The following is a 22,095-nucleotide window of genomic DNA, read 5'->3' on the forward strand; positions in this document are numbered from 1 at the left end:
GGGACAAAGCTGCCTCGGACGTCATGAAAAACCTCCTGTTCCTTTCCGGCACCCTCTCCTCAGGGAGCTAACCAAAGAACGAAATGCCGGTGCCCCGCCCTTCGGGGCGTGGCACCGGCGCTTCGTTTTGGTCTAGACCTTGACAGGTCCAGACCATCCTCGCTTCAGTGGGCGCAGTTGTCCGTTGACCGTTGCCCCCCACGGCAACTCCCCCCACTGAAGGAGAACTTCCGTGATACGCACCCTGCGCCGCCGCGCCCTCGCGCTGGCCGCCACCGCGGCCGTCACCCTCGGCATCGCGATCGCCCTCCCCTCCTCCCCCGCCGCCGCGGCTCCCGCCTGCGCCGGCGCGTGGGCGACCTCGGCCGTCTACACCGGCGGCATGAACGCCTCGTACGGCGGCCACAACTGGCAGGCCAAGTGGTGGACCCAGGGCGAGACCCCGGGCACCACCGGCCAGTGGGGCGTCTGGTCGGACCAGGGCGTCTGCGGCGGAACGACCCCGAACCCGGACCCGACCACCCCCAACCCGTCCGGATTCGTGGTCAGCGAGGCCCAGTTCAACCAGATGTTCCCGAACCGGAACCCCTTCTACACCTACAACGGCCTGGTCGCGGCCCTGTCGGCCTACCCCGGCTTCGCCACCACCGGTGACGACACCGTCAAGCGGCGCGAAGCCGCGGCCTTCCTGGCCAACGTCTCGCACGAGACCGGCGGGCTGGTGCACATCGTCGAGCAGAACACCGCCAACTACCCGCACTACTGCGACGCGAACCAGCCCTACGGCTGTCCCGCCGGGCAGGCCGCCTACTACGGGCGCGGGCCCATCCAGCTGAGCTGGAACTTCAACTACAAGGCGGCCGGCGACGCCCTGGGCATCAACCTTCTGGCCAACCCCTACCTGGTGGAGCAGGACCCGGCCGTCGCGATGAAGACCGCGCTCTGGTACTGGAACACGCAGAACGGCCCGGGCACGATGACCGCGCACGCCGCCATGGTGAACGGCGCGGGCTTCGGCGAGACCATCCGCTCCATCAACGGCGCCCTGGAGTGCAACGGCGGCAACCCCGCGCAGGTGCAGAGCCGGATCAACAAGTACCAGAGCTTCACCCAGCTCCTGGGCGTGACCCCGGGCAACAACCTGAGCTGCTGAGCCGGGCCGGCGCGCATTCGGTCAGCGCGCCTTCGGTCAGCTGGTCCGCAGCGTGGTGGCCAGCTGGGCCCGGGACCGGACGTCGAGCTTCTGGTAGATCCGGGTCAGCCGGGCCTCCACGGTCTTCACGCTGACGAAGAGCTTCGCCGCCGCCTCCTGGTTGCTGGCACCCTGGGCCACCAGCACCGCGAGGCGGGCCTCCGCCTCCGTGAGGGCGGCCAGGGGCCGGGCCCCGCCGCCGCCCTCACTCCCGGACAAAGACGGGGACGGCTCCCGCGCGAGCTCCGCCCAGGGAGTCGCACCGGCCCGGGCGAAGGCCTCCGCGGCCGCCGTCAGTGCGGCGCGTGCGGGTGCGCGCCGCCGGCGGCGGCGCTCCACCCGGGCGAGCGCGAGCAGTGTGCGGGCCCGCTCCAGGGGCAGTTCGAGGCGCTCGAAGCGCTCGGCGGTGTCCTCCAGGAGGGCGACGGCCGCCTCGGCGTCGCCGTGCGCGGACAGGCACAGCCCGCGGGCCCGGTCGAGGGCCGCGATCACGCTGGTGCGGCCGAGCGCGAGGGCCGTCGTACGGACCCCGGCCTGCAGCTCGGCGGCTTCGTCGGGCGCGTCGGCGGCGACCAGGGCTTCGGCCAGCTCTCCGTGCCAGCGCAGGATCGAGGGGTCGACCACCTGCTGGGCGGCTTCCAGTTCGGCCACGCGGCGCAGGGTGAGCACTGCCTTCGCGGCCTCGCCCGTGGCCAGCTCGACCAGGCCGAGCACGTACAGGCCGCGGGAGAGGAAGACCTGGTCGTGCTCCTCCTCGGAGGCTTGGATGCCGCGCCGGGCGTAACCGGCGGCGCGTGCGAAACCCCCGCCCATGGCCTCGGCCAGGGCGGTCAGGTACCAGGCGGGGCCGGGCGAGAGGCCCGCCTCGACGGTCAGCCGCAGGGCGTCGCGGGCGTGCGCCGTGGCCGCCGCGCACCTGCCCCGGCGCAGTTCCACCTCGGTGAGGCTGCGCAGGACCTCGAAGACGTCCTCCGCGGATCCGGTGCGCCGCACCGCGGGCAGCAGCACCAGGAGCTGGCGGCCCGCGTCGGCGAGCCGGTCGTCGAAGAGTGCGTGGCGGACGGCGAGGTACTGCGGGGCGTTGCGCATGCCGAGCGGTACTTCGGGTGCGGGCAGGGCGAGTGCCTCGGCGAGGATCTCCTCGGCGTCCGGATCACCGAGGATGCGGCCCATCCGGGCCCGTACGGTCAGCGCCATGGCCTCTGCGACCTGGTCGCCGCCCGCGCGGGCCAGTACGCCGGCCTGCGCGGCGGCGTCGCGGGAGCGGACCGGATCGCCGTCGCTGAGGTTGTGCTTCCAGGCGAGCCGCAGCCGGATGGCCGCTTCCAGCGCCGGGTCGCCCTCGGCGTCGGCCGCGGCGTGCGCGAAGGTCTCGTCGAGGGATCCGAGGGCCTGGCCCTCGGCGTCGATGACGGCGAGGCGGGCCCGCACCCGGTCGGCGGGCGAGGCGTCTCGGGCGAGTACGGCGCGGGTGGCGCGGCGGGCCAGGTCGGCGCGGCCGGCCCAGCCCGCGTCCTCGGCGGCGCAGACGAGCCGGGCGAGTTCCGCGGCGGGCAGGTGGCAGGGGGTCCGGTCGGCGGCGAGCAGGCCGAGCTCGGCGGCCAGGGCCCGCTGGCCGCGGCGTCTGCAGGAGGCGGCGGCCTCGCTGATCTCGGCGGCGAGCTGCTCGTCGGGGGCGTCCACGGCGAGCGCGCGGTGGCGTACGGCCTGGACCGGGTCGTCGACGGCGGCGGCCAGGGCGGCGTGCCCGACGGCGCGTTCGGGCCAGCCCGCGTCGGCGGCCAGCGCGGTGGGCAGGGCCCCGGCGGTGAACCGGATGGTGCCGTCCTCTTCCACGGTGAGCAGCGCGGCCCGTTCGGCCACGGCGAGCTCGGCCTCCGCGTCGGGTCGCCCGGCCCGCCGCAGCAGTGCGGTGGTGGGGCGCGCGGCGAGGGCGGCGTACAGCAGGGTCCGCCGGGCCTGGGCCGGCACGACGCCGAGGAGACGGCGGGCCACCTCGCGGGCCTGGCCGGAGACGGGCAGTGGATCGGCGTGGTGGGGGCCGCCCTCGCGGGAGCCGGCGGCTTCGGCGAGGGAGTGGCCCAGCGCCAGGGCGAGGCGGGGGTTGCCGCCGCTGGCCTGGTGGATGCGGCCGGCGAGGCGGGCCGGCAGTCCGCGGCGCATCAGCAGTTCGGCGACCTCGTCGGTGCCGAGCGGGGGTACCCGTATCTGAGGGGTGTCCGGTCCGCAGAGGGCCTCGCTGAGCGGGGCCCCGCCCTGGACGCATTCGGCGGCGAGGACCCGTACCCGCGGCGGGGTCAGGCGCAGGGCGAAGCGGAGCAGGTCGGTGCTCTCCGCGTCGAGCCACTGGGCGTTGTCGAGCGCGAGCAGGACGGGTCCGCGGGCGGCGAGGCCGCGCAGCACCTCGACGACGGCGAGGCGCAGGGCGACGTGGTCGCGGCCGGCCCGGGGCGCGTCGGCTTCCCGGCGCAGGAGGGCGATGGCGGTGCGCTGCGGTCCGGAGAGGCTGTCCAGCGAGGTGGCGGGCACGGAGGCGAGGAGGGCGGCGGCGGAGGCTTCGGGTATCCACCGGTCGGTGGCTCCGGGGGCGAGGCGCAGCACGGTTTCGTGGCGCAGCGCGGCGGCCTCGGTGAGGGCGCGCAGCACCTCGGTCTTGCCGGAGCCGGCCGGTCCGGTGAGCAGGGCCCGCCCGTGCGTGGTCAGCGCGCGGTCGACCGCCTTGATCAGTTCGCCGTGTCCGACGGTCGGGAGTCCGACGGTCGTGTCAGCGTGCCCCGTCGACACCACCACGCACAGCCACCAGCCTCTCGCTTGCCCGTTCCTGTGCCCTTCCTGTGAGACGCGACAATACGAGGTCGGATGCCCGGTGGACCCGGATTGTGACGCAGATTCCAGTCACGTGACAGGAAAACCCGCCGGACCTGCCGATACGTGGTGCATCGGCGGATCCGGCGGGCTCGCTTGGTCCGTACTATCGCTCCGTCAGAGGGAGTTCAGAACCGGGTGGGACGGGGTGTGGGGGCTGGGTGAGACGGGGTGTGGGGGGCTGGGTGGAACCGGGTGGGACCGGGCTCAGAAGCCGAGGTTCCAGGAGTCGATCTTGCCGATGTCGCCGCCGGCGTTGTCGTTGACGCGCAGCTTCCACGTGCCGTTCGCGACCTCGGAGGAGGCGTTGACGGTGTAGGTCGTGGCGATGTTGTCGGCGCTGCCGCCGGTGCGGTTGTGCAGCGTGTACACGGAGCCGTCGGGGGCGACCAGGTCGACCTTGAGGTCACCGATGTAGGTGTGGACGATGTTCACGCCGACCTTGAGGGTGGCCGGGGCGTTGCCGGTGACACCGGTGACGGTGATCGGGCTCTCCACGGTGGTGTTGTCACCGATCGCGAAGTCCGTGGTGTTCTCGAAGCCCGGGGTGGGCGGCGTCGAGGTCACGGCCGCCACGGTCGCGGCGGCGTCGGCGAGGCCGGTGCCGCAGCCGCCGGTGCAGGTGCCGGCCAGCGGGCGGGCGTTCGTCTTGATCGCGGACTCGATCTGGGCCGGGGTCAGCGCGGAGTTCGCCGACTTCAGCAGGGCGGCGAGGCCCGCGACGTGCGGGGCGGCCATGCTGGTGCCCTGGTAGGGCTCGTAGTTCTCGGCGCCGGGGGTGGTGGCGCCGGCGTTCAGGGTGGACCAGATGCCGTTCTCGGGCGTGGTGATGGTGCCGGGCGTGTCGGTGGCGCGGCGGGTCTCACCGCCCGGGGCGGCGACGTCGATGATCGCGCCGTAGTTCGAGTAGAAGGAGCGGTCGCCGGTGCGGTTGCTGGAGGCGACGTTGATCACGTTGTTGCAGCTGGCGGGCGAGAAGCCGGCCGCGTCGGAGTTGCTGTTGCCGGCGGCGACGACCACGGTCGTGCCGCGGCCGACGGCGGCGTTGATGGCGTTCTGGTACGTGGCGGTGCAGGCGCCCGAGCCGCCGAGGCTCATGTTGATGACCTTGGCCGGGGTGGCGTTGGCCGGGATGCCCGAGACGGTGCCGCCGGAGGCCCAGGTGATGGCGTCGACGATGTCCGAGGTGGCACCGCCGCACTTGCCGAGGACGCGGACGGGCTGGATCTTCGCGCCGTACGCGATGCCGGCGATGCCCTTGGAGTTGCTCGTGGCGGCGGCGATGGTGCCGGCGACGTGGGTACCGTGCCAGGAGGAGTCACTGGCCTTGGAGCCGGTGCCGCACTCGCCGGCCGCGCTCCAGTCACCCTGGTCGGCCGGGTTGTTGTCGCGGCCGTTGCCGTCGCGGGCGGCGGTGGAGCTGGCGATGAAGTCGTAGCCGGCGACGACGTTCGCGGCCAGGTCGGAGTGGGCGACGTAGCCGGTGTCGATCACGGCGACCGTGACGCCGGAGCCGGTGGTCGTGTCCCAGGCGGCCGGGACGTTCATGCCGGCGGCGGGCTCGAAGAGGTCCCACTGCTTGGCGTACTCGGTGTCGTTGGGGGTGACGGCGAGTGCGTACGCGCGGGAGTCGGCCTCGACGTAGGCGACGTCGGGGTCGGCACGGAACTGGGCCATGACGGCGGCCGCGTCGGCCGGGGCGCCGAGGGTGACGAGGGCGGCTCCGGTGCCGAGGCGGCGCTCGAAGGTGGCCTTCTTCGAGGCCTTCTTGCCCTTGGCCGCCACGTCGGCGGCGGCGGCGGAGTTGGAACCCGACTCGGCGGCGGAGGACTTGTACCCGACGATGAGGTTCTCGACGGGGGCGCCGGCGGCGGGGGCTCCGGCAGCCGGGAGCTGCGAGCCGGGGGCGGGATCCGCGGCGGACAGCGCCAGGGAGGTGGTGGCGGTGCCGGCGAGCAGGGTGACGGACATCGCCACCACGGATATGAGCCTGCGTCGTCTGGATGCGTGCACGGTGTTCCCTTTCGCGGGCCGCCACAGAACGCGCCGGGGCGGCCGGTTGGTGCAGTGTGGGAGGTTGACCGGCGGCCGCGGGACCGGAACGGGCTGGTCAAGCCCGCCCGGCCACCGCTGCTGCACACCACGTCGTCGCCCGCCGCAGCGTCGGAGCTGGGCAACGGTGGCACCGGCGAAGGACCGAGCTTCCAGCTTCACGCCATGTGGGGTGGGCGCGGGGGCTGTTCGGACGGGGAGGATCGCCGGTGGGCAGACAGTAGGCAAAGCGGGGATGAACGCGATACGGGGAAAACCCTTGTCCGCACCCTGGGGAGGGCGCCGTAGGGTGGCCGGAAGCCGACGGACGCGCCGGCCGGCGGCCGGTCCGGGACGGCGAGATGAGGAGGTCGGGAGGGTGGCAGAGCTCTACCCGCCGGTCGAGCCCTATGACAAGGGGATGCTCGACGTCGGCGACGGAAACGTCATCTACTGGGAGGTCTGCGGCAATCCGGATGGAAAGCCCGCTCTCGTGGTCCACGGCGGTCCCGGGTCGGGGTGCTCCGAGCGGGCCCGCCGGCTCTTCGATCCGGCACGCTACCGGGTGGTCCTGTTCGACCAGCGGGGCTGCGGCCGCAGCACCCCGCACGCGAGCGATCCGGCGACCGACATGCGGTACAACACCACCGGCCACCTGGTCGCCGACATGGAACGGCTCCGCGAGCACCTCGGCATCGGCCGCTGGCTGCTGTACGGCGGCTCATGGGGCTCCACCCTGATCCTGGCCTACGCCGAGCGGCACCCGGAGCGGGTCTCCGAGATCGTCATCGCGGCCGTCACCACCACCCGGCGCTCGGAGATCGACTGGCTGTACCGCGGCGTCGGCCGGTACTTCCCCGAGCAGTGGGACCGCTTCCTCGCCGGCTCCGGTGGCACGGCGCGCGACGGCGACCTCGTCGGGGCCTACGCGCGCCTGGCGGCCGATCCCGACGAGGAGGTACGGGCGAAGGCCACGGCGGACTGGTGCGCCTGGGAGGACGCGGTGCTGTCGGGCGAGACGGACGTAGCCGCCCGGCCGTACACCGGCCGGCCGCCGGCGGCCCGGGTCGCCCTCGTGCGGATCTGCTCGCACTACTTCTCGCACGGTGCGTGGCTGGAGGAGGGCGAGCTGCTGCGCGGTGCCCACCGGCTGGCCGGGATCCCGGGCGTCCTGATCCACGGCCGGCTCGACATGGGCAGCCCCCTCGACACGGCCTGGGAGCTGTCCCGCGCCTGGCCCGGCGCGGAGTTGACGGTGGTGGAGGAGGCGGGGCACCTGGGCGGAGCGGCCACCCTCGACCACGTGCTCGGGGCCCTCGACCGGTTCGCGGCCGGCGGCTGAGAGCCCGTCGGGCGGGGCCGGCCGGACCGGCCGCGCACGGCTCAGGCGCCGGGCGGGTCGGTCGGCGGGTTGGTCGGCGGGTCGGACGGCGGGTTGGTCGGCGGGTCGGACGGCGGGTTGGTCGGCGGGTCGGACGGCGGGTTGAGCCTGCGGAAGTACGTCCAGCTGGTCTCGTTCGGCTCCGTCCACTTCTCGGGGGCGTGGGCGAACTCCGGGTGACGGGCGGCGATGTACGCACGGGTCCGCTCCGGGACCTCCGCGTAGGAGTCGAGTTTGCGGCCCCGGCAGTGGAAGGCGAGCCCGCCGGGGCGCGGGCCCTGTTCCATCCAGGGGAGCCAGGGCGACATCCGGGTCCAGGACATGGTGGACGGGACGCTGGGCTCGCCGGTGGCGAGGACCGAGGCGGGGGCGAAGAACTGGAAGAGCTCCAGGGCCCGGTAGGTGTCGTCCGCCGAGTTCGCCGGGTACTGCGCGACGGGCAGCGGGGAGGGGTAGGCGAGCGGGATCTCCAGGCTGAAGCAGACCTGGTCGCCCAGGTCGGTCATGGGGACCGGGAAGGGACGCCACTTCTGGTTCGCGGGGTCGTTCCAGACGTGGACCACGGGCTTGTCCTCCCAGGTCTCCAGGATCCCGCGGGTCACCGGGTCCAGATAGAACGCGGCCTCGCGGGTGAGGAGCCGGTAGGTCCCCGGTGCCTCGTCCTCCACCAGCCGGGCCACGTTGAGGCCTTCGAATCCGAAGAGCCGCCGGTAGGGCTCGCCGGGGGCCCAGGAGTGGACGTCGCCCGTCCACCAGAAGGTGACCTCGGTTCCGTCGAGGGAGGCGCGGGTACGGGCGAGTGCCTGAAGGAGGTCTTCTGGTGTCATACCGGGCCAGTCTGCGCGGTCGGCCCGTAACGGGCAAGGACCGGACCGGCCATGTGGGAGCCCGGCGGAAATGCCTTTCCGCCGGCCGGTCCGGTCGATCTAATCTTCGGATCATGCCCAAGCCCATGCCCTTGCCCTTGCCCTTGCCCTTGCCCTTGCCATCGACCGTTCGACTCCTGATCCTCATCACCACCCTCCCGGGTCGCGGCCGGGAGCAGATCGAGGCCTACGAGCGTCTCGCACCGGTCGTGCGGGCCGAAGAGGGGTGCGTCCGCTACGACATGCACCGGGTGAGCGGCGATCCGGACCGGTTCGCCCTCATCGAGGAATGGTCCTCTCGGGCGGCCCTCGCCGCGCACGACGTCACCCCCCACATGATCGAGGCGGACGCGGCGAGCCCCGCGTTCCGTGCGGGACCCGCGCAGGTGATCGAGCTCGACGCGGCACCGCTGGCCTGAGCGGGGGATCAGCGAAGCTGGGCGCCGCCCGGGCCGAGGAGTTCGATCTCGCGGGCGGCGCGCGGGGAGTGGACGCCCCGGTTCAGGGCTTCGGCGTACCGCAGTTCGGCGGCGGCCTCCCGCTCGCGGCCGCCGAGCCGGTACAGCCGGGCCCGTTCCACGTGGGTGAGCATGATCGCGCGCTCCTGCTGGGCGGGGCGGGAGGCCGGCGAGGCGTCCAGGGCGGCGTGGGCCGCGACGAAGGCCCGTACGGCGTCGGGGGCCCGGGGGGCGATCTCCAGCGCCTGGCGTACGTAGGTCAGGGCGACGGACGGCTGGTTCTGGTCCAGGGCGTCCTGGCTGAGCATGCGCAGGGCGATGGCCTGGGTGGAGGGTTCCCCGGCCGGCTCCGCGAGGGAGGCGGCCCGGCTCAGGGTCCGCCGCGCCTCTGCGAAGGAGCGCTGGTCGGCGTAGCTGCGGGCCAGGAGCAGCACCGTGCGCGCCGCGTGGCCGATCTCCAGGGCGGGCAGGGAGCCTTCGTCCCCGGTGGCGGTGAGGGCCGTACGGAAGGTGCTCTGGAGGTACGCGAGGAGTACGGGCGCGGTGGCGTCCCCGCCGAGGGCGTCGACCTGGCCGGTGAAGAAGTCCTCGGCGGCCCGGCGCAGTTCGGTGTGGGAGAGGGCGGGGACCTGTCCGGCATCGGGCCGGTCGCGCTGTTCGGGGACCCGGTGCGCCTCGGCGCCGTTACGGGGCCTGCGGTGCGGGTGCAGACCGGGCACGGTGGCGAGGAGCTCCGCAGCCGGCGCGTGGAGTCCGGGGGCCGGATCACCGCCGCCGGAGGGATCGGTGCCCTGACGCCCGCCGGGGCGGTGTGGTGCGAGCGGGTGCGGTTCGCGCCGGGGCGGTGCGGCGCCGCGTGGTGCAGACCGGCGTGGTGCATGCCGATGTCGGCGGGGCCGACGGGACGGTTCAGCCGGGCGGCGAGGATCTCGCAGAGGAGGCCGGGGACGGGGTCGCGCGGGGTGCTGCCGCGCAGCCGGTGGGCGACCGAGGTCCGGTCGTACCCGGTGGTGAGGCCGGCCGCCCGCGCGCTCGTGTTGAGCCGCCGGGCCAGGGCTTCGCAGGTCCAGCCGGTTTCCCTGATCAGGCGGTGCAGGAGGTGGTTGGCAGCGGGCACGGCGGTGGTCCTTCCTTGCGATGCGGGTCGCTCGAGAAGGTTGCTTTGCCGTATGAACAGTCAAACGGGGGCAAAGGGTGCGGGCCCAGGGCCGCGGGGCCCGCGCGTGCAACACCTTCATCGGATCGGGGCGCCCGGCCGGGTGGTGACCGCCCTGCGGACGCCCGGTTGACTCGGGCGGGGGTGGGCGGCAACCGTGACCCGCATGGGGAACGAACGCCGACTGCTCACGCTGCTGATCTTCCTGGTGCTGGGCGCCGGGCTGACCGCTGCCGTGCTGGGGGCCGCGCGCGCGGGCGGGCCGCACCCGCCGGCGACTGGGGGCGGGCCCGTGCCCGCCGACTTCGTGGACTTCCGGGAGGTCCCGCCCGGCCCCGCCGAGCCCCCCGCGGCCGGCCCGCAGGCCTCCACGGGCCGGGTGTCGGTGGATTGCGGGCGCAACGAGGAGGGCCACTACAACGAGGACAACCTCGTCATCTCACCCGGGCTGCGCTCGGGCGCCCACCACACGCACGGCTACGTGGGGAACCTGTCCACGGACGCCTTCTCCACCGACGCCTCCCTGGACGCGGCCGCCACCAGCTGTGCGGGCGGGGACCGTTCCACGTACTACTGGCCGGTGCTGCGCCGCACGGACCGGCCGGGCGACCGGCCGCACGAGGGCTCCGCGGGCCACGGCAACGCGGGCGCGATCCTGCCCGAGGCGGCGGTGTCGGTGGAGTTCCTCGGCAGTCCGGTGAGCAAGGTGGTGGCGATGCCCCGGTTCCTGCACGCGGTGACCGGCGACGCGGTGGCCTTCACCGCGGACTCCGACGAGGACGTGCGGGCCCGCTGGGGTTGTTCGGGCTCCCCCGACCGGTCCACCACCCGCTACCCGCGCTGTCCCGAGGGCGAGCGCCTCACCCGTACGCTCACCTTCCCGAACTGCTGGAACGGCCTGGAGACCAGCAGCCCCGGACACCGCTCGCACCTGCGCTTCCCGGCCGCGAACGGTGTCTGCCCCGAGGACACCTTCCCCGTGCCGCGCCTGCGGATCTCCCTCGCCTACGAGGTGCCCGCGGGGGCGCCGATCGCGCTCGACTCCTTCCCGGAGCAGCGGCACAGTCCCAGGACGGATCACGCGATGTTCGTGAACGTGATGACGGGCCCGCGGATGGACGAGGTCGTGGACTGCCTCAACCGGGGCCGCACCTGCCGGACCTGACCGGCGGCGCGAACCGGCCACCGGCTCCCGGGTGACGCAGGTCACGTGAACCCGGTGCCCGAGCGCGGCGTGTTCTGACCGCACCAAAAAAGCGAGGAAGACGGAGAGGGTGAGATGGCCGGACCACTGTGGCCCCGCACTCGGCGGGGCTCGACCGACGAGGCACTGATCAAGTCCGTGTACGAGGAGCACGGTCACGCCCTGCTCGCGTACGCGACCCGGCTGACCGGGGACCGGGCCGCGGCCGAGGACATCGTCCAGGAGACCCTGATCAGGGCCTGGCGCCACTCCGAGGTCCTGGTGAACGGGAAGGGCTCCGTACGCGGCTGGCTGCTCACGGTGGCCCGCAACATCATCACCGACCGGTACCGGGCGAAGGCGGCCCGGCCGCCGGAGGTGTCCGGTTCGCCGGCCCATCCGCCGGTGGAGGCGGACCACGCCGACGCGGTGGTGGACACGATGACCGTACTGGGGGCCCTGGACCAGCTGTCACCGGAACACCGGGACGTGCTGACGGAGCTGTACTACCGCCAGCAGAGCGTCGCCGAGGCGGCGGACGCCCTCGGCATCCCGGCGGGCACGGTGAAATCGCGCTCGCACTACGCGCTCAAGGCGCTCAGAGAAGTCTTCAGGGAAAGCACACGCACGGGCGGCCCCTCTCCGCGGCCCGGCGGACTGCAGGAGGTGGTGGCATGAACGGGCAGCGGCACGAGGAGGAACTGCTCGGCCCGTACGTTCTCGGCGTCCTGGACGACGCGGAGGTCCGCCGGGTCGAAGAACACGTGGACGGCTGCGTGCAGTGCCGTCAGGAGGTGACGGCTTTGCGCGAGATGGAGGCGGCGCTGGGCGAAGTGCCCCCCGAGGCGTTCCTCGACGGTCCGCCGCAGGGCGGGGACCTGCTGCTCCAGCGCACCCTGCGCCAGATGCGCCAGGAGGTCGACGGGGCACGCCGGCGCCGGACCGCGTTCGCCGGCCTGGCCGTGGCGGCCTCGCTGACCGCCGTCTTCTGGGCCGGTGCGCAGCTGGGCGGCGGGAGCACCGGCGTCGAGGCCCGGCCGCAGCCGACGGTTTCGGCCGAGCCTTCCGCACCGTCCGCGCCGCCGGCGGGAACCAGGGTGGCCTCCGCGACGGATGCGGGCACGGGCGCGCGGATGACCGTACGGGTGACGCCCGCGACCAAGTGGGTACGGGTGCACGCCGCGGTGACGGGGATCTCGGCGGGCGAGCGCTGCCGGATCGTCGTGGTCTCCCGGGACGGTACGCGCACCACGGCGGGCAGCTGGGTGGTGGGCACCGCGGAGCACGGCGAGGGCAAGGGCGCGGCGCTGGACGGCTCGGCGGCGGTGGACCCGGCGGACGTGCGGGCGGTCCTGGTGGAGAACGAGTCGGGCAAGGCGTTCGTGTCGGTGCCCATGCCTGCGTAACGTGACGGAGCCCGGGAGCATGTCCAGCTCCCGGGCTCCAGCTTGCCACCCGTCATGTGGAGATCGACGTGTTCTGCCTGTCATCCACCCGGCTCGGAAGAGGCGGGCTCACAGCTGGAACCCCAGGGGGGTCCGCCGCATGGGGCTGGTTGACTTCAGCAGTGGTTGGTGTTGGTGGCGTGGCGGTGTTCGCGGCGGGACCGCTGCTTCAGCTTCCTCTTCGCGGACTTGGTGCCCCGCGCCTGGAGTTCCGCGCGAATACGGACCTGTCGGCGGCGGTACTTGTTCAGTTCCTTCCCGGTGAAGGGCTCTCCCGCATCGGAGGTCGTCGCGATGTTGGCGATGCCGAGATCGACGCCCAGGAAGCCTTCCGGCTTCGTGTTGAGCCAAGACAGGCACCGGTCGTCGTACGCCTGAGCGGCCGTCGGCCGGAACCTGATCGGGGTGTGCGCGATGCGCCGGTACCGCTCGGAGTCCTTCCGGCCGTAGTTCCCGGCCTTCATGTTCGCCGTTCGGGACTTGTAGGCATCGGCAACTTTGCGAATGACGTGCAACGCGGGCTGCGCCGAAAGACCGCGCGCCTTCAGCTCCTGATAGGCCGCCGTCTGCAACCTCATGCGCGAGCGATCGCGTTCGCCTTCCCTGCACTGGGCATACAGAGAAAGCCAGTTCGCCGCGTCATTGGCAACACGCAGAGTGTCACGCAGTGCTGCCTCCACCTCGGGAGACGGCACGAGCTTCACCACCATCACGACCTGCACGGACGACACCGTAGCGCCGGGTCCGTGCAGCCGGGGGAGAACCCGGACCTCTGTCGCCCCCAGGGGTCCGGGCAGCCCGTCGGGTCAGGCCAGGCGGACCGGGAGGTCGAAGAGGTCGTTCTGGGTGAGGATCGGCTTGTTGCGGAGCTCGGTCGGGGGGACGGCCAGGGTGAGGTCCGGGAAGCGGGCGTAGAGGGCGGGGAGGGCCACCAGGGCCTCCAGGCGGGAGAGGGCCGCGCCGGGGCAGACGTGCGGGCCGTGGCCGAAGGAGATGTGCCGGTTCGGGGTGCGGGCGGCGTCGAAGGCGCCCGCCGTCTCGCCGAACTGGGCCTCGTCGCGGCCGAGCGCGCCGAAGGAGACGATCAGGCCCTCGCCCTTGGGCAGGATCCGGTCGCCGACCTCGACGTCCTCGGTGGCGAAGCGGATCAGGACGTGCGAGGTGGGGCTGGACCAGCGCAGGGTCTCCTCGATGACGTTCTCCCAGGAGACCTCGCCCTTGAGGACGAGGTCACGCTGCTCCGGGTGGGTCTCCAGGGCGACGACCGCGTTGACGATCAGGCTGATGGTGGTCTCGTGGCCGGCGGCGACGATCAGCTGGAGGGTGTTGGTGATCTCCTCGGTGGTGAGGTGGTCACCGTCCTCAGAGGCCTCGATGAGGGCGCTGGTGAGGTCGTCGCCCGGGTTCTCGCGCTTGGCCTCGACGATGCGGGAGAACAGCGCGCCGAGGTCCGCCATCATCTGCGGCACCTCCTCGGGCAGGGTCTGCGTGGAGAAGAACTTCTCGAACAGGGCCTTCAGGCGCGGGTGTTCCTCGGCGTCTACGCCCATCAGGTCGCTGATGACGTTCATCGGCAGCGGGTACGCGAACTGCGCCTTGAGGTCGACTGTCTCGCCGGCCGGCAGTGCGGCCAGCTTGTCCAGCATCCCGGTGGTCAGCGCCTCGATGCCCGCGCGCAGCTTCTCCACCCGGCGCACGGTCAGGGCCTGCGCGACCAGGGTGCGCAGCCGGCGGTGGTCCTCGCCGTCCACCGTGAGCATCGAGCGGCCCGGGTTGGCGAGGCCGATCAGCGGCCAGTCCATCGGGATCTCGCCGCGCTGCCAGGCGCCCCACACGTCGATGTCCTTGACGATCCGGGGGTCGGTGAGCAGCTTGCGGGCCTCGGCGTGGTGCGTGACGGCGTACACGGCCACGTCACCGGGGAGGACCACCTTGACCAGGGGGCCTGCGGCGCGCAGTGCGGCGCTCTCGGCGTCGAGGTCGGCGACGAAGGGGTCCAGGACGATGGCCTCGGGGCCGGTGTGGTCGATCGGGCACGTCATCGGGTGGCTCCAAGGGCGGGGGTCGGGGTGTAGGTCACGGGAAGGGCGGAAAGGCCGCGCAGCCAGGGCGAGGGGCGGCGGGCCAGGTCCCCGGCGGGCACGGCGAGGTCCACGTCGGGCAGCCGGTCGAGGAGCACCTCGATGCCGGTGCGCGCGATGACCTCGGCGACCTCCTGGGCGGGGAAGGGGCAGCGGTGTTCGCCGTGCCCGAAGGAGAAGAAGGCGTTGTTGCCGCCGGTCAGTTCTCCCGCGTCGGTGCGCACGTGCGGGTCCGCGTTGGCGGCGCCGATGCCGAGCAGGACGAGGTCGCCGCCGGCGATGCGCTGTCCGCCGAGGTGGGTGTCGCGGGAGGTCCAGCGGCCGGCCACGTTCTGGGTGGGGGTGTCCTCCCACAGCACCTCGTTCATGGCTTCTCCGACGCTGTGCCGGCCGCCCGCGAGGGAGGCGGCGAAGCGGTCGTCGGTGAGCATGAGGCGCAGGGAGTTGCCGATCCAGTCGGCGGTGGGCTGGTGGCCCGCGGCCATCATGACCATGAGGTCCTGGGCGACTTCCTCCACGGTGAAGCCGGACCGGTTGGCGAGCATCCGCGAGACCACGTCGGGTCCGGGCTCGGCGAGCTTGGCGGAGAGCAGCGAGAACATCGACTCGGCGAGGTGGCGCTGGCCTTCCAGGGCGCCCTCCCGCCCGTTGATCATCTCGTTCATGGCGTGCACGAGCCCGGGGCCCTGCGCGTCGTCGAACCCGTAGAGGCGGGCGAGGACGCGCAGCGGGAGCAGCATGGCGTACTCGCCGACGATGTCGCAGGAGCCCTTGCCGCACAGTTCGTCGATCAGCTCGTCGGCGAACCGCTCGGCGTGCCCCTTGAGTTCGAAGGGGTCGACGGCTTCGAGGGCCTCGGAGATGACGGCCGCCCGCTCGCGGTGGCGTTCGCCGACGGTGTAGAGGATCGACGGCTGGCGGCGCCCGATCATCGGGAGCAGGGGCCAGTCGGCGGGGATGCGGTCCCACTGGTTCCACAGCTCGGAGTCCCGGGAGAAGAGCACGGGGTCGCTGGTGACCTGGTGCAGTTCGCGGTAGCCGAGGACCAGCCAGGCCGGCACGTCTCCGTCGAGGACGACCGGGGCGACGGCGCCGTGGTCGCGGCGCATCTCGCGGTACAGCTCGGCGGGGTCGGTCTGGAACCGGGGGCCGCCGAGGTAGACGGGCTGGTGCTCGGGGGCGGCGGGGCAGGTCACGGGGTGGGCTCCGGGGTCTGGGACAGGGGGCTCGGCTGGAGGCTCGGCCGGGCGTGCGACAGCGCGGCCGTCTGGAGGTGCTGGACGAGGGAGATCAGGACCTGCTTGCTGGACTCCCGGGAGCGGGCGTCGCAGAACACCAGCGGGATGCCGTCGGGCAGGTCGAGGGCGGCGCGGATCTGCTCCGGGGTGTGCTCGGGGCCGCCGAAGTCGTTGCAGGCCACGACGAAGGGCGTGCCGTGGTGTTCGAGCCGGTCGATGGCGTACCAGGAGTCCGCGAGGCGCCGGGTGTCGACGAGGACGACGGCGCCGAGGGTGCCGGAGAAGAGCCGGTCCCACAGGAACCAGAACCGCTCCTGGCCGGGGGCGCCGAACAGGTAGAGCACGTTGCGGGCGTCGAGGGTGATGCGCCCGAAGTCGAAGGCCACGGTGGTGGCGCTCTTCCCGGCGATCCCCTGGGTGTCGTCCACGGCCTCGCCGGCCTTGGTCATGGTCTCTTCGGTGTTCAGCGGGCGGATCTCGCTGACCGAGCGGACCATCGTGGTCTTGCCCACGCCGAAACCGCCCACGATGACGATCTTCAGCCCGTTGTCTGCCGTGCTGCGCAGTGCCTGGCGGGGCCGGAGCGGCTCGGTCTCGGCCGGGTGCGGCGACGCGGCTTCGGGGATCGTCGCGTCAGAGATTGCGGAGTCCAACGAGCACCTGCTCCAGGATGTCGGGGTCGGTAAAGCTGTACGCCGAGTTCGCCGTACGCGGGTGCCGGGCGCGGATCCGTCCGGTGGCGAGCAGGTCGGCCAGCAGGATCCGTACGATCGACACCGGCAGCCCGAGCTCGGCCGCGATCTCCACGACGGCCGTGGGGAACTGGCACATCCGCAGGATCGCCGCGTGCTCGGACTGCATGCCGGGCACCGGATCGCTTTCGGCGACGACCAGGGTGACCAGGTCGAAGACGTCGGATCCGGAGCGGCTGCGGCCACCGGTGAGGGTGTAGAGCCGGTCCGGTGAATCGTCCCGGCCCGGCCGGGGCCGGCTCATCCCCGGGGCCTGGCGATGAGGTGTTCGCCGAGCTGCTCGACCAGTTCGGACATGTTGTGGCCGACGAGTCCGGCGTCGGCGTCCTCGTTCGCGACGAGCGCGAGGTGCGCGCCTTCGCCTGCCTCGACGATGAAGAGGATCCCGCCGTAGAACTCGGTCATGGCCGAGCGGACTCCGCCGGTTCCGTCGCCGAACTCGATGGACGCCCCGTGGGACAGGCTCTGGATGCCGGCGGCGATCGCGGCGAGCTGGTCGGCCTGGTCGACGGAGAGCTCGGGCGTGCGGCACAGCTTGAGGCCGTCGCGGGAGAGCACGAGGGCGTGGCGGGCGCCCGGTGTGCGCTCCAGGAGGCCTTCGAGGAGCCAGTTGAGCGTCTCGTCGGTGGTGAAGCCGGTCATGATCGCGTGTTGCCTTCCGAGTCTGGGGTGTGCGCGGGCTGCTGCTCGTCGCCGGGGGCGTCGGCGCTGCCCGGGGCTGCTTCGCCCGGGGCTGCTTCGCCCGGGGTGGGGCCGCCGCCGCGGACGGCCTGGCGGAAGCTGCCGAACCGGGCGGCCGACCGGGACGCCCCGCCGGGTGCCGAGGCCGTGGTGGAGCCCGTGGCGGGGGCCGGGGCGGTACGGGTCTCGGTGCCCGCGCCGTCCGTGCCCTCGGGGTGGGCCGCCGCCATGGTCCGGCCGCGTCGGCGCTGGGGCAGGCCGCTGTCGCCGAAGTGCGGGTGCTCGCCGGTGGATTCGGACTCGGCGCCGCCGTCGGCGTCATGGCCGGTACCAGTACCGGCGCCGGTGCCGGGGGCTCCGGTCTCCCGGTCCGTCGCCGTACGGTCCTGCGCGCGGACGGTGTCGTCCCGGCCGGCGGCGGTGTCGTGCGCGGCCTCGGGCTCGGGCTCGGCGGCGGCGGGGACTTCGGGCGCCGCGGGAGCCTTCCGCGCGACCCGGGCGGACGGCTGCGCCGGGATGGCGAGGGGCGCGGCGGGGGCTTCGGCCGGCGTGCGGCTGATGAGCTCCTGCGGGAGCATCATCAGCGCGCCCGTACCGCCGCGGGCGGAGGGCCGGAAGGAGACGGTCAGTCCGTGCTTGCGGGCGAGCCGGCCGACCACGGCGAGGCCGAGCCGGGTGCCGGACAGTCCGGCCAGGTCCAGGGAGGCTGCGGTCACGGCCTGTTCGGCGCGGCGCAGTTGGACCTCGCTCATGACGAGGCCGCTGTCCTCGACGGTGATGACGATCCCGGACGGCACCTCCTCCACGTAGACGTGGACCTCGGCGGTCGGCGGGGAGAAGTTGGCCGCGTTGTCGAGGAGTTCGGCGAGGGCGTGCATGATGCCTTCGGCCGCGTGTCCGGCGACGGCGGCGTCGCTGGTGGAGTGGAGCCTGACCCGCTGGTAGCCGCCGATGCGGCCCATCGCGCCGCGCAGGATGGACTCCATGACGATCGGCTTCGCCCAGCGGCGGCCCGAACGGGCCCCGGTCAGTACGGCGATGGAGTCGGCGAGGCGGCCGGCCTGGGCGGTGCGGTGATCGAGGTGGAGCAGGTCGCCGAGGACGTCCTCGTCGGCGTGCCGGTGCTCCATGTCGCGCAGGTCGGCGAGCATCCCGGTGGCCAGGGCCTGCATCCGGCCGGCGGCGTTGGCGGCCGCGGCCATGGCCGCGGCCCGGCCGGACTCGGCGCGGCGCAACTCGCCGCCGAGCCGCTCGCGGGAGGCGTTCTGGGCGGCGGTCAGTCCGTCGATTTCCGCGGAGTGCGCGCCTGCCAGGTGTTCCAGTGCGGCGGCGTGGTCACCCGTCAGCCGCTCCAGTACGGCGGCGTGTTCGGCGGTGAGCCGGCTGCGTTCGGCGGTGTGCGCGGCGGCGTCACGGGTCGCGTCGGCGATCAGCCGGGCGATGTGCCCGTCACGGGCGACCAGTTCGGCGCTCAGCCCGGAGATGCGGCCGCGCTGTGTCCGGGAGGTGCGTGCGCACCAGGTCACCGCGAAGGCGGCGACCGCGAGCAGCAGGACGCCCGCGGCGGCGAACCAGCCCAGGGCGGTGGCGATGGACGACGGGGCCGCGGCCACCGCCGCCGTGGTGAGCGCGCCACCGGCGACTGCGGTGATCAGCAGGGCCAGCGCGGAGGGGCGAAGGGGGGAGGGCGACGCCGTCATCAATCAAAGCCTCATACCGGGCGTAAATGGAGGAGAAGGTTCCTGGCAACGAGGCATCACTATAGGAGAGTTGTTGATCGCTTTGGGCAGCCCCTGACAAGTTTTCCGCTCAACCGCGACCGGTAAGTCACCTTCCGTAGCACTTTGACCGGAAGGGAAATCGCCGGCTCGCGACATCCGCTCCGTCCTCATCTCGGTGGCCGGACGCGGCCGGACGCGGCCGGACGGCAACCGGACGCGAATCCCGCCCCGGCGACGCCGTTGCGGATGGCTGCGTACACGGACCGATCATCACATTGCGGCCCATGACATCCTGTGACGTCACAACTCGCCGGACGGGATCGGCGGACGTCCGGGGAATATGGGGAAGGTCCATGAGGCTCTGCTTCCTGGTGGAGGAGCACTACCGCCACGACGGCATGCCGAACGAGGTGGTCCGGCAACTGAAGGCCTGGGGCCACCGGGTGGAGGTACTGCGGCCCGGTGGTTCGCTGCTGCGGATGAGCGAGGCGGTGGAGGCCGGCGCCCATGACGCCTGGGTCCTCAAGACGGTGTCCGGCGGGCCGGGGCTGACCCTGCTCGAAGCCGCCGCCGCGGCCGGTGCGACCACCGTCAACGACGCCCGCGCGATCCGGGGCGTACGGGACAAGGCGCTGGCCGCCGCCATCGGGCGCGGCCGGGGGCTGCCGCTGCCGCCGACGTACGCGGCGGCCCGGCCGGAGCTGCTGGCCGAGATCCCGGCTTCGCAGTACCCGCTGGTCGTCAAACCCGCCGACGGCAGCTCCGGTCGGGCCGTGCACCTGGTCTCCTCGCCCGAGCGGCTGGCCGCGATGCTCCCCGAACTGGCCGGCGAGGGCATGCTCGTCGCGCAGCCGTACGTGCCGAACTCGGGCACCGACCTCAAGGTGTACGCGGTCGGCGGGGAGCTTTTCGCCACCGAGCGCCGCTCTCCCCTGCACCCGGACTCCTCCGTCCCGGAGCGCCTCGTCCCGCTGTCCGCCGAGGTCGCGGAGATCGGCGCGCGGGTCGGGGAGGTGTACGGGCTCGACCTCTACGGGGTCGACGTGCTGCTGGGGCCCGACGGGCCGGTGGTGGTGGACGTGAACGACTTCCCGAGCTTCCGTCAGGTCCCCGACGCGGCGGCCCGGGTGGCCCGCGCGGTACTTGACCTCGCCCGGGGCGCCGGTTCGCGGCACGGAGCCGGGACCGCGCCCCCGCGCCGGCCCGGGCAGACGATGTCGATCCCCCTCCAAGCCACGGCGGCGATGGCGGCCACAGCGGCCACCCCTGCCGGCACCGCTGCCGGTGCCGTCGGGGTCGTCACCCCGCAGTCCGCACCCACGGGAGAGCCCGCATGAGGATCGGCCTGATCACGGACAACCCCGGGCATCCGCTGCTCTCCGCGGCAGCCGGCCTCCTACGGGCCGCCGGACACGGAGTGGAGCTGCTCGATCCCGGCGCACCGGACGCGGCCGCCGGAGCCCCGGCCGACGTGTACCTCCTCAAGGCGCACACCCCGCCCGGACTGGAACTGGCCCGGAACCTGGAGCGGCTCGGGGCACCGGTGGTCAACTCCGCCGCGGCGACCACGCTCTGTCAGGACCGCACCCTGATGGCGGAGCTGGCGGTCCGGGCCGGGCTGCCGTTCGCGGGAACCCGTACCGTCGGCGCGCTCGCACCGTGGGCGGCCGGGGCGCCGCCGGCCTCCCCCGTGGTCGTCAAGAGCCGCCACAGCCGCCGCGCGGACCTCGTGGCCCGGGTCGACGACACCGTGCGCCTCGGGGAGCTGGCGGACCTCTGGCCCGACGAGCCGGTGGTGATCCAGGACTTCGCCCCGAACAGCGGCTGGGACCACAAGCTCTGGGCCATCGGCGACCGCGTCTTCGCGGCCCTGCGCCGTTCGGAACTCTCCCCGGAGGGCCGCGGCCCGACCCTGCCGCTGCCCCGGATCCCGGAGGGCTGGGCCGATCTGACCCGCCGGGTCGGCGAGGTCTACTCCCTGGACGTCTACGGCGTGGACATCATCGCCACCTCCGACGGCTCCCCCCTGATCGTGGACGTCAACGCCTTCCCCGGCATCCGCGACCAGCCGGGCGCCCCGGAAGCCCTGGCGGCCCTGGCTCTGCGCCGGGCCTAGGGCCTGTCGTCACATTCCCGTCGTCGCCCAAAGGGCGGCCTCGCGGCGTCTGGTGCGTGCTCTCGGCGTGCCGGGCGGAAGTTCGCGTGAGGGAAGTGCTGGGGAGAGCGCGTGCCAGACGCCGCGAGGCAGACGGGAATTTGACGACAGGCCCTAGGGCCTGTCGCCTCCTTCGGATCTTGCCGGTCAGGCCACCAGCACCTTCGAGTCGGCCTCGACCGTCTCGCGGGTGCGGCAGAGCGGGGCGAAGGCGACCAGGAGGAGCACGGCTCCGACGGGTATGAGGTCCTTGCCGACCAGGGGCAGCACGGCGTTGACGAGGACCAGAACGGGCGCCCACGGCTTCAGGACGCGGCGGGCCGCGAGCTGGGAGACCAGGATCAGTTGGCCCACGAAGAACAGCAGCGGGCCGAACTCGTAGATCACCGGGAGCATGCCTGGTATGTCCTGGACCCTGGTGAACAGCTCCTCCATGGCACCCCGGTCCGCGGACATGAAGCCGACGACGAGGTCGATGGCGAACTGCCCCGCCAGCGCCACCGCTCCGGCCACGCCGGTCCACAGGCCCACGGCGGACAGCTTGCCGCCGCCGGCCATCGCCCGCATCGCTGCGAATCCCTGGACGAAGAGGACCAGCGCACCGAGGAAGCACAGGTGGCCGAGGCTCCATGCGAAGCCCGGACCGCGGCTGCCGTCGAGACCGTCGAGGATTCGGATGACGCCGTAGGCCCCTGTAAGAACAGGAGCTGCGAAGAAGGCAGTTCGGGGTGTGGTCATACGCAGGACGCTACGGGCGCGACACCCCGAGTCGCATCGGGTACCGGCCCCTGACTTGTCCCCTAGTGCTGTGGCCGGAAAGGTTTGCCGGGTTGCGGTGTTCGGTGCGGTGCATCGCAAGGCGGAGGACCGCGGCTCGTACTGGACGTACT

General features: G+C 73.1%; 20 protein-coding genes. 8 read left to right on the plus strand and 12 right to left on the minus strand.

Going from position 1 to position 22,095, the window contains the following annotated elements; genetic code table 11:
* Positions 1-244: 244 nt before the first annotated feature.
* Positions 245-1,153, plus strand: coding sequence for a glycoside hydrolase family 19 protein (locus tag ACFWBW_RS33075; protein WP_385380581.1), 909 nt, complete (start codon positions 245-247; stop codon positions 1,151-1,153).
* Positions 1,154-1,189: 36 nt separating this feature from the next.
* On the opposite strand, the gene ACFWBW_RS33080 is transcribed toward ACFWBW_RS33075, so the two are convergent.
* Both ACFWBW_RS33080 and ACFWBW_RS33085 read right to left on the minus strand, forming a co-directional pair.
* The gene (locus ACFWBW_RS33080) at positions 1,190-3,982 is read right to left on the minus strand and encodes an AAA family ATPase (protein ID WP_385380533.1); all 2,793 of its coding nucleotides are present in this window, start codon (positions 3,980-3,982) and stop codon (positions 1,190-1,192) included.
* Between the two features lie 282 nt (positions 3,983-4,264).
* A complete protein-coding gene (locus tag ACFWBW_RS33085; protein WP_385380584.1) occupies positions 4,265-6,028 on the minus strand; it encodes a S8 family serine peptidase in 1,764 nt (587 codons plus the stop codon).
* Positions 6,029-6,467: 439 nt separating this feature from the next.
* Here ACFWBW_RS33085 and pip point away from each other — a divergent pair, with 439 nt between their 5' ends.
* Positions 6,468-7,430, plus strand: a complete 963-nt coding sequence (pip, locus tag ACFWBW_RS33090; protein ID WP_385380536.1) for a prolyl aminopeptidase — start codon at positions 6,468-6,470, stop codon at positions 7,428-7,430.
* Positions 7,431-7,471: 41 nt separating this feature from the next.
* Here the strand turns inward: pip and ACFWBW_RS33095 are convergent, their stop codons facing one another.
* Positions 7,472-8,296, minus strand: a complete 825-nt coding sequence (locus tag ACFWBW_RS33095; protein WP_385380539.1) for a DUF1838 family protein — start codon at positions 8,294-8,296, stop codon at positions 7,472-7,474.
* A 155-nt stretch (positions 8,297-8,451) separates the two neighbouring features.
* Between ACFWBW_RS33095 and ACFWBW_RS33100 the strand changes: the two genes are divergently transcribed.
* Positions 8,452-8,754, plus strand: coding sequence for a putative quinol monooxygenase (locus ACFWBW_RS33100; protein WP_385380541.1), 303 nt, complete (start codon positions 8,452-8,454; stop codon positions 8,752-8,754).
* Positions 8,755-8,762: 8 nt separating this feature from the next.
* Here ACFWBW_RS33100 and ACFWBW_RS33105 read toward each other — a convergent pair whose 3' ends face one another.
* The gene (locus ACFWBW_RS33105; protein WP_385380544.1) at positions 8,763-9,512 is read right to left on the minus strand and encodes a tetratricopeptide repeat protein; all 750 of its coding nucleotides are present in this window, start codon (positions 9,510-9,512) and stop codon (positions 8,763-8,765) included.
* A 603-nt stretch (positions 9,513-10,115) separates the two neighbouring features.
* Here ACFWBW_RS33105 and ACFWBW_RS33110 point away from each other — a divergent pair.
* The 3 genes from ACFWBW_RS33110 to ACFWBW_RS33120 all read left to right on the plus strand — a co-directional run bounded on the left by ACFWBW_RS33110 (position 10,116) and on the right by ACFWBW_RS33120 (position 12,538).
* Positions 10,116-11,114 carry a DUF1996 domain-containing protein gene (locus tag ACFWBW_RS33110; protein ID WP_385380547.1) on the plus strand — a complete coding sequence of 333 codons (999 nt, stop codon included), beginning with the start codon at positions 10,116-10,118 and terminating at the stop codon, positions 11,112-11,114.
* Between the two features lie 114 nt (positions 11,115-11,228).
* On the plus strand, positions 11,229-11,810 hold the full coding sequence (locus ACFWBW_RS33115) for a sigma-70 family RNA polymerase sigma factor (protein ID WP_385380550.1): 582 nt from the start codon (positions 11,229-11,231) through the stop codon (positions 11,808-11,810).
* Positions 11,807-12,538, plus strand: coding sequence for an anti-sigma factor family protein (locus ACFWBW_RS33120; protein WP_385380553.1), 732 nt, complete (start codon positions 11,807-11,809; stop codon positions 12,536-12,538). The genes ACFWBW_RS33115 and ACFWBW_RS33120 overlap by 4 nt, the downstream gene beginning before the upstream one ends.
* Before the next feature lie 155 nt (positions 12,539-12,693).
* On the opposite strand, the gene ACFWBW_RS33125 is transcribed toward ACFWBW_RS33120, so the two are convergent.
* From ACFWBW_RS33125 to ACFWBW_RS33155, 7 genes are all read right to left on the minus strand, one after another.
* On the minus strand, positions 12,694-13,299 hold the full coding sequence (locus ACFWBW_RS33125) for a hypothetical protein (protein WP_385380556.1): 606 nt from the start codon (positions 13,297-13,299) through the stop codon (positions 12,694-12,696).
* An 84-nt stretch (positions 13,300-13,383) separates the two neighbouring features.
* Complete coding sequence (locus ACFWBW_RS33130; protein ID WP_385380559.1) at positions 13,384-14,619, minus strand: cytochrome P450; 1,236 nt, start codon at positions 14,617-14,619, stop codon at positions 13,384-13,386.
* Positions 14,616-15,854: a cytochrome P450 gene (locus tag ACFWBW_RS33135; protein ID WP_385380562.1), complete on the minus strand. Its 1,239-nt coding sequence runs from the start codon at positions 15,852-15,854 to the stop codon at positions 14,616-14,618. The genes ACFWBW_RS33130 and ACFWBW_RS33135 overlap by 4 nt, the downstream gene beginning before the upstream one ends.
* Entirely contained in the window at positions 15,851-16,549 is a 699-nt protein-coding gene (locus tag ACFWBW_RS33140) for an ATP/GTP-binding protein (RefSeq protein ID WP_385380564.1), read from the minus strand. Before ACFWBW_RS33140 ends, ACFWBW_RS33135 begins: the two co-directional genes overlap by 4 nt.
* A complete protein-coding gene (locus ACFWBW_RS33145; RefSeq protein ID WP_243333039.1) occupies positions 16,530-16,892 on the minus strand; it encodes a DUF742 domain-containing protein in 363 nt (120 codons plus the stop codon). The genes ACFWBW_RS33140 and ACFWBW_RS33145 overlap by 20 nt, the downstream gene beginning before the upstream one ends.
* The gene (locus tag ACFWBW_RS33150; RefSeq protein WP_243333037.1) at positions 16,889-17,290 is read right to left on the minus strand and encodes a roadblock/LC7 domain-containing protein; all 402 of its coding nucleotides are present in this window, start codon (positions 17,288-17,290) and stop codon (positions 16,889-16,891) included. The genes ACFWBW_RS33145 and ACFWBW_RS33150 overlap by 4 nt, the downstream gene beginning before the upstream one ends.
* On the minus strand, positions 17,287-19,029 hold the full coding sequence (locus ACFWBW_RS33155) for a sensor histidine kinase (protein WP_385380568.1): 1,743 nt from the start codon (positions 19,027-19,029) through the stop codon (positions 17,287-17,289). The genes ACFWBW_RS33150 and ACFWBW_RS33155 overlap by 4 nt, the downstream gene beginning before the upstream one ends.
* A gap of 374 nt (positions 19,030-19,403) precedes the next feature.
* Between ACFWBW_RS33155 and ACFWBW_RS33160 the strand changes: the two genes are divergently transcribed.
* Positions 19,404-20,387, plus strand: coding sequence for a RimK family alpha-L-glutamate ligase (locus ACFWBW_RS33160; protein WP_385380570.1), 984 nt, complete (start codon positions 19,404-19,406; stop codon positions 20,385-20,387).
* Positions 20,384-21,166, plus strand: a complete 783-nt coding sequence (locus ACFWBW_RS33165) for a RimK family alpha-L-glutamate ligase (RefSeq protein WP_385380573.1) — start codon at positions 20,384-20,386, stop codon at positions 21,164-21,166. Before ACFWBW_RS33160 ends, ACFWBW_RS33165 begins: the two co-directional genes overlap by 4 nt.
* Before the next feature lie 186 nt (positions 21,167-21,352).
* Here the strand turns inward: ACFWBW_RS33165 and ACFWBW_RS33170 are convergent, their stop codons facing one another.
* Positions 21,353-21,943 carry a hypothetical protein gene (locus ACFWBW_RS33170; protein ID WP_385380576.1) on the minus strand — a complete coding sequence of 197 codons (591 nt, stop codon included), beginning with the start codon at positions 21,941-21,943 and terminating at the stop codon, positions 21,353-21,355.
* Positions 21,944-22,095 lie beyond the last annotated feature (152 nt).

Origin of the sequence: Streptomyces sp. NPDC059957 (genome assembly GCF_042730015.1) — a bacterium.
Classification (GTDB): domain Bacteria; phylum Actinomycetota; class Actinomycetes; order Streptomycetales; family Streptomycetaceae; genus Streptomyces.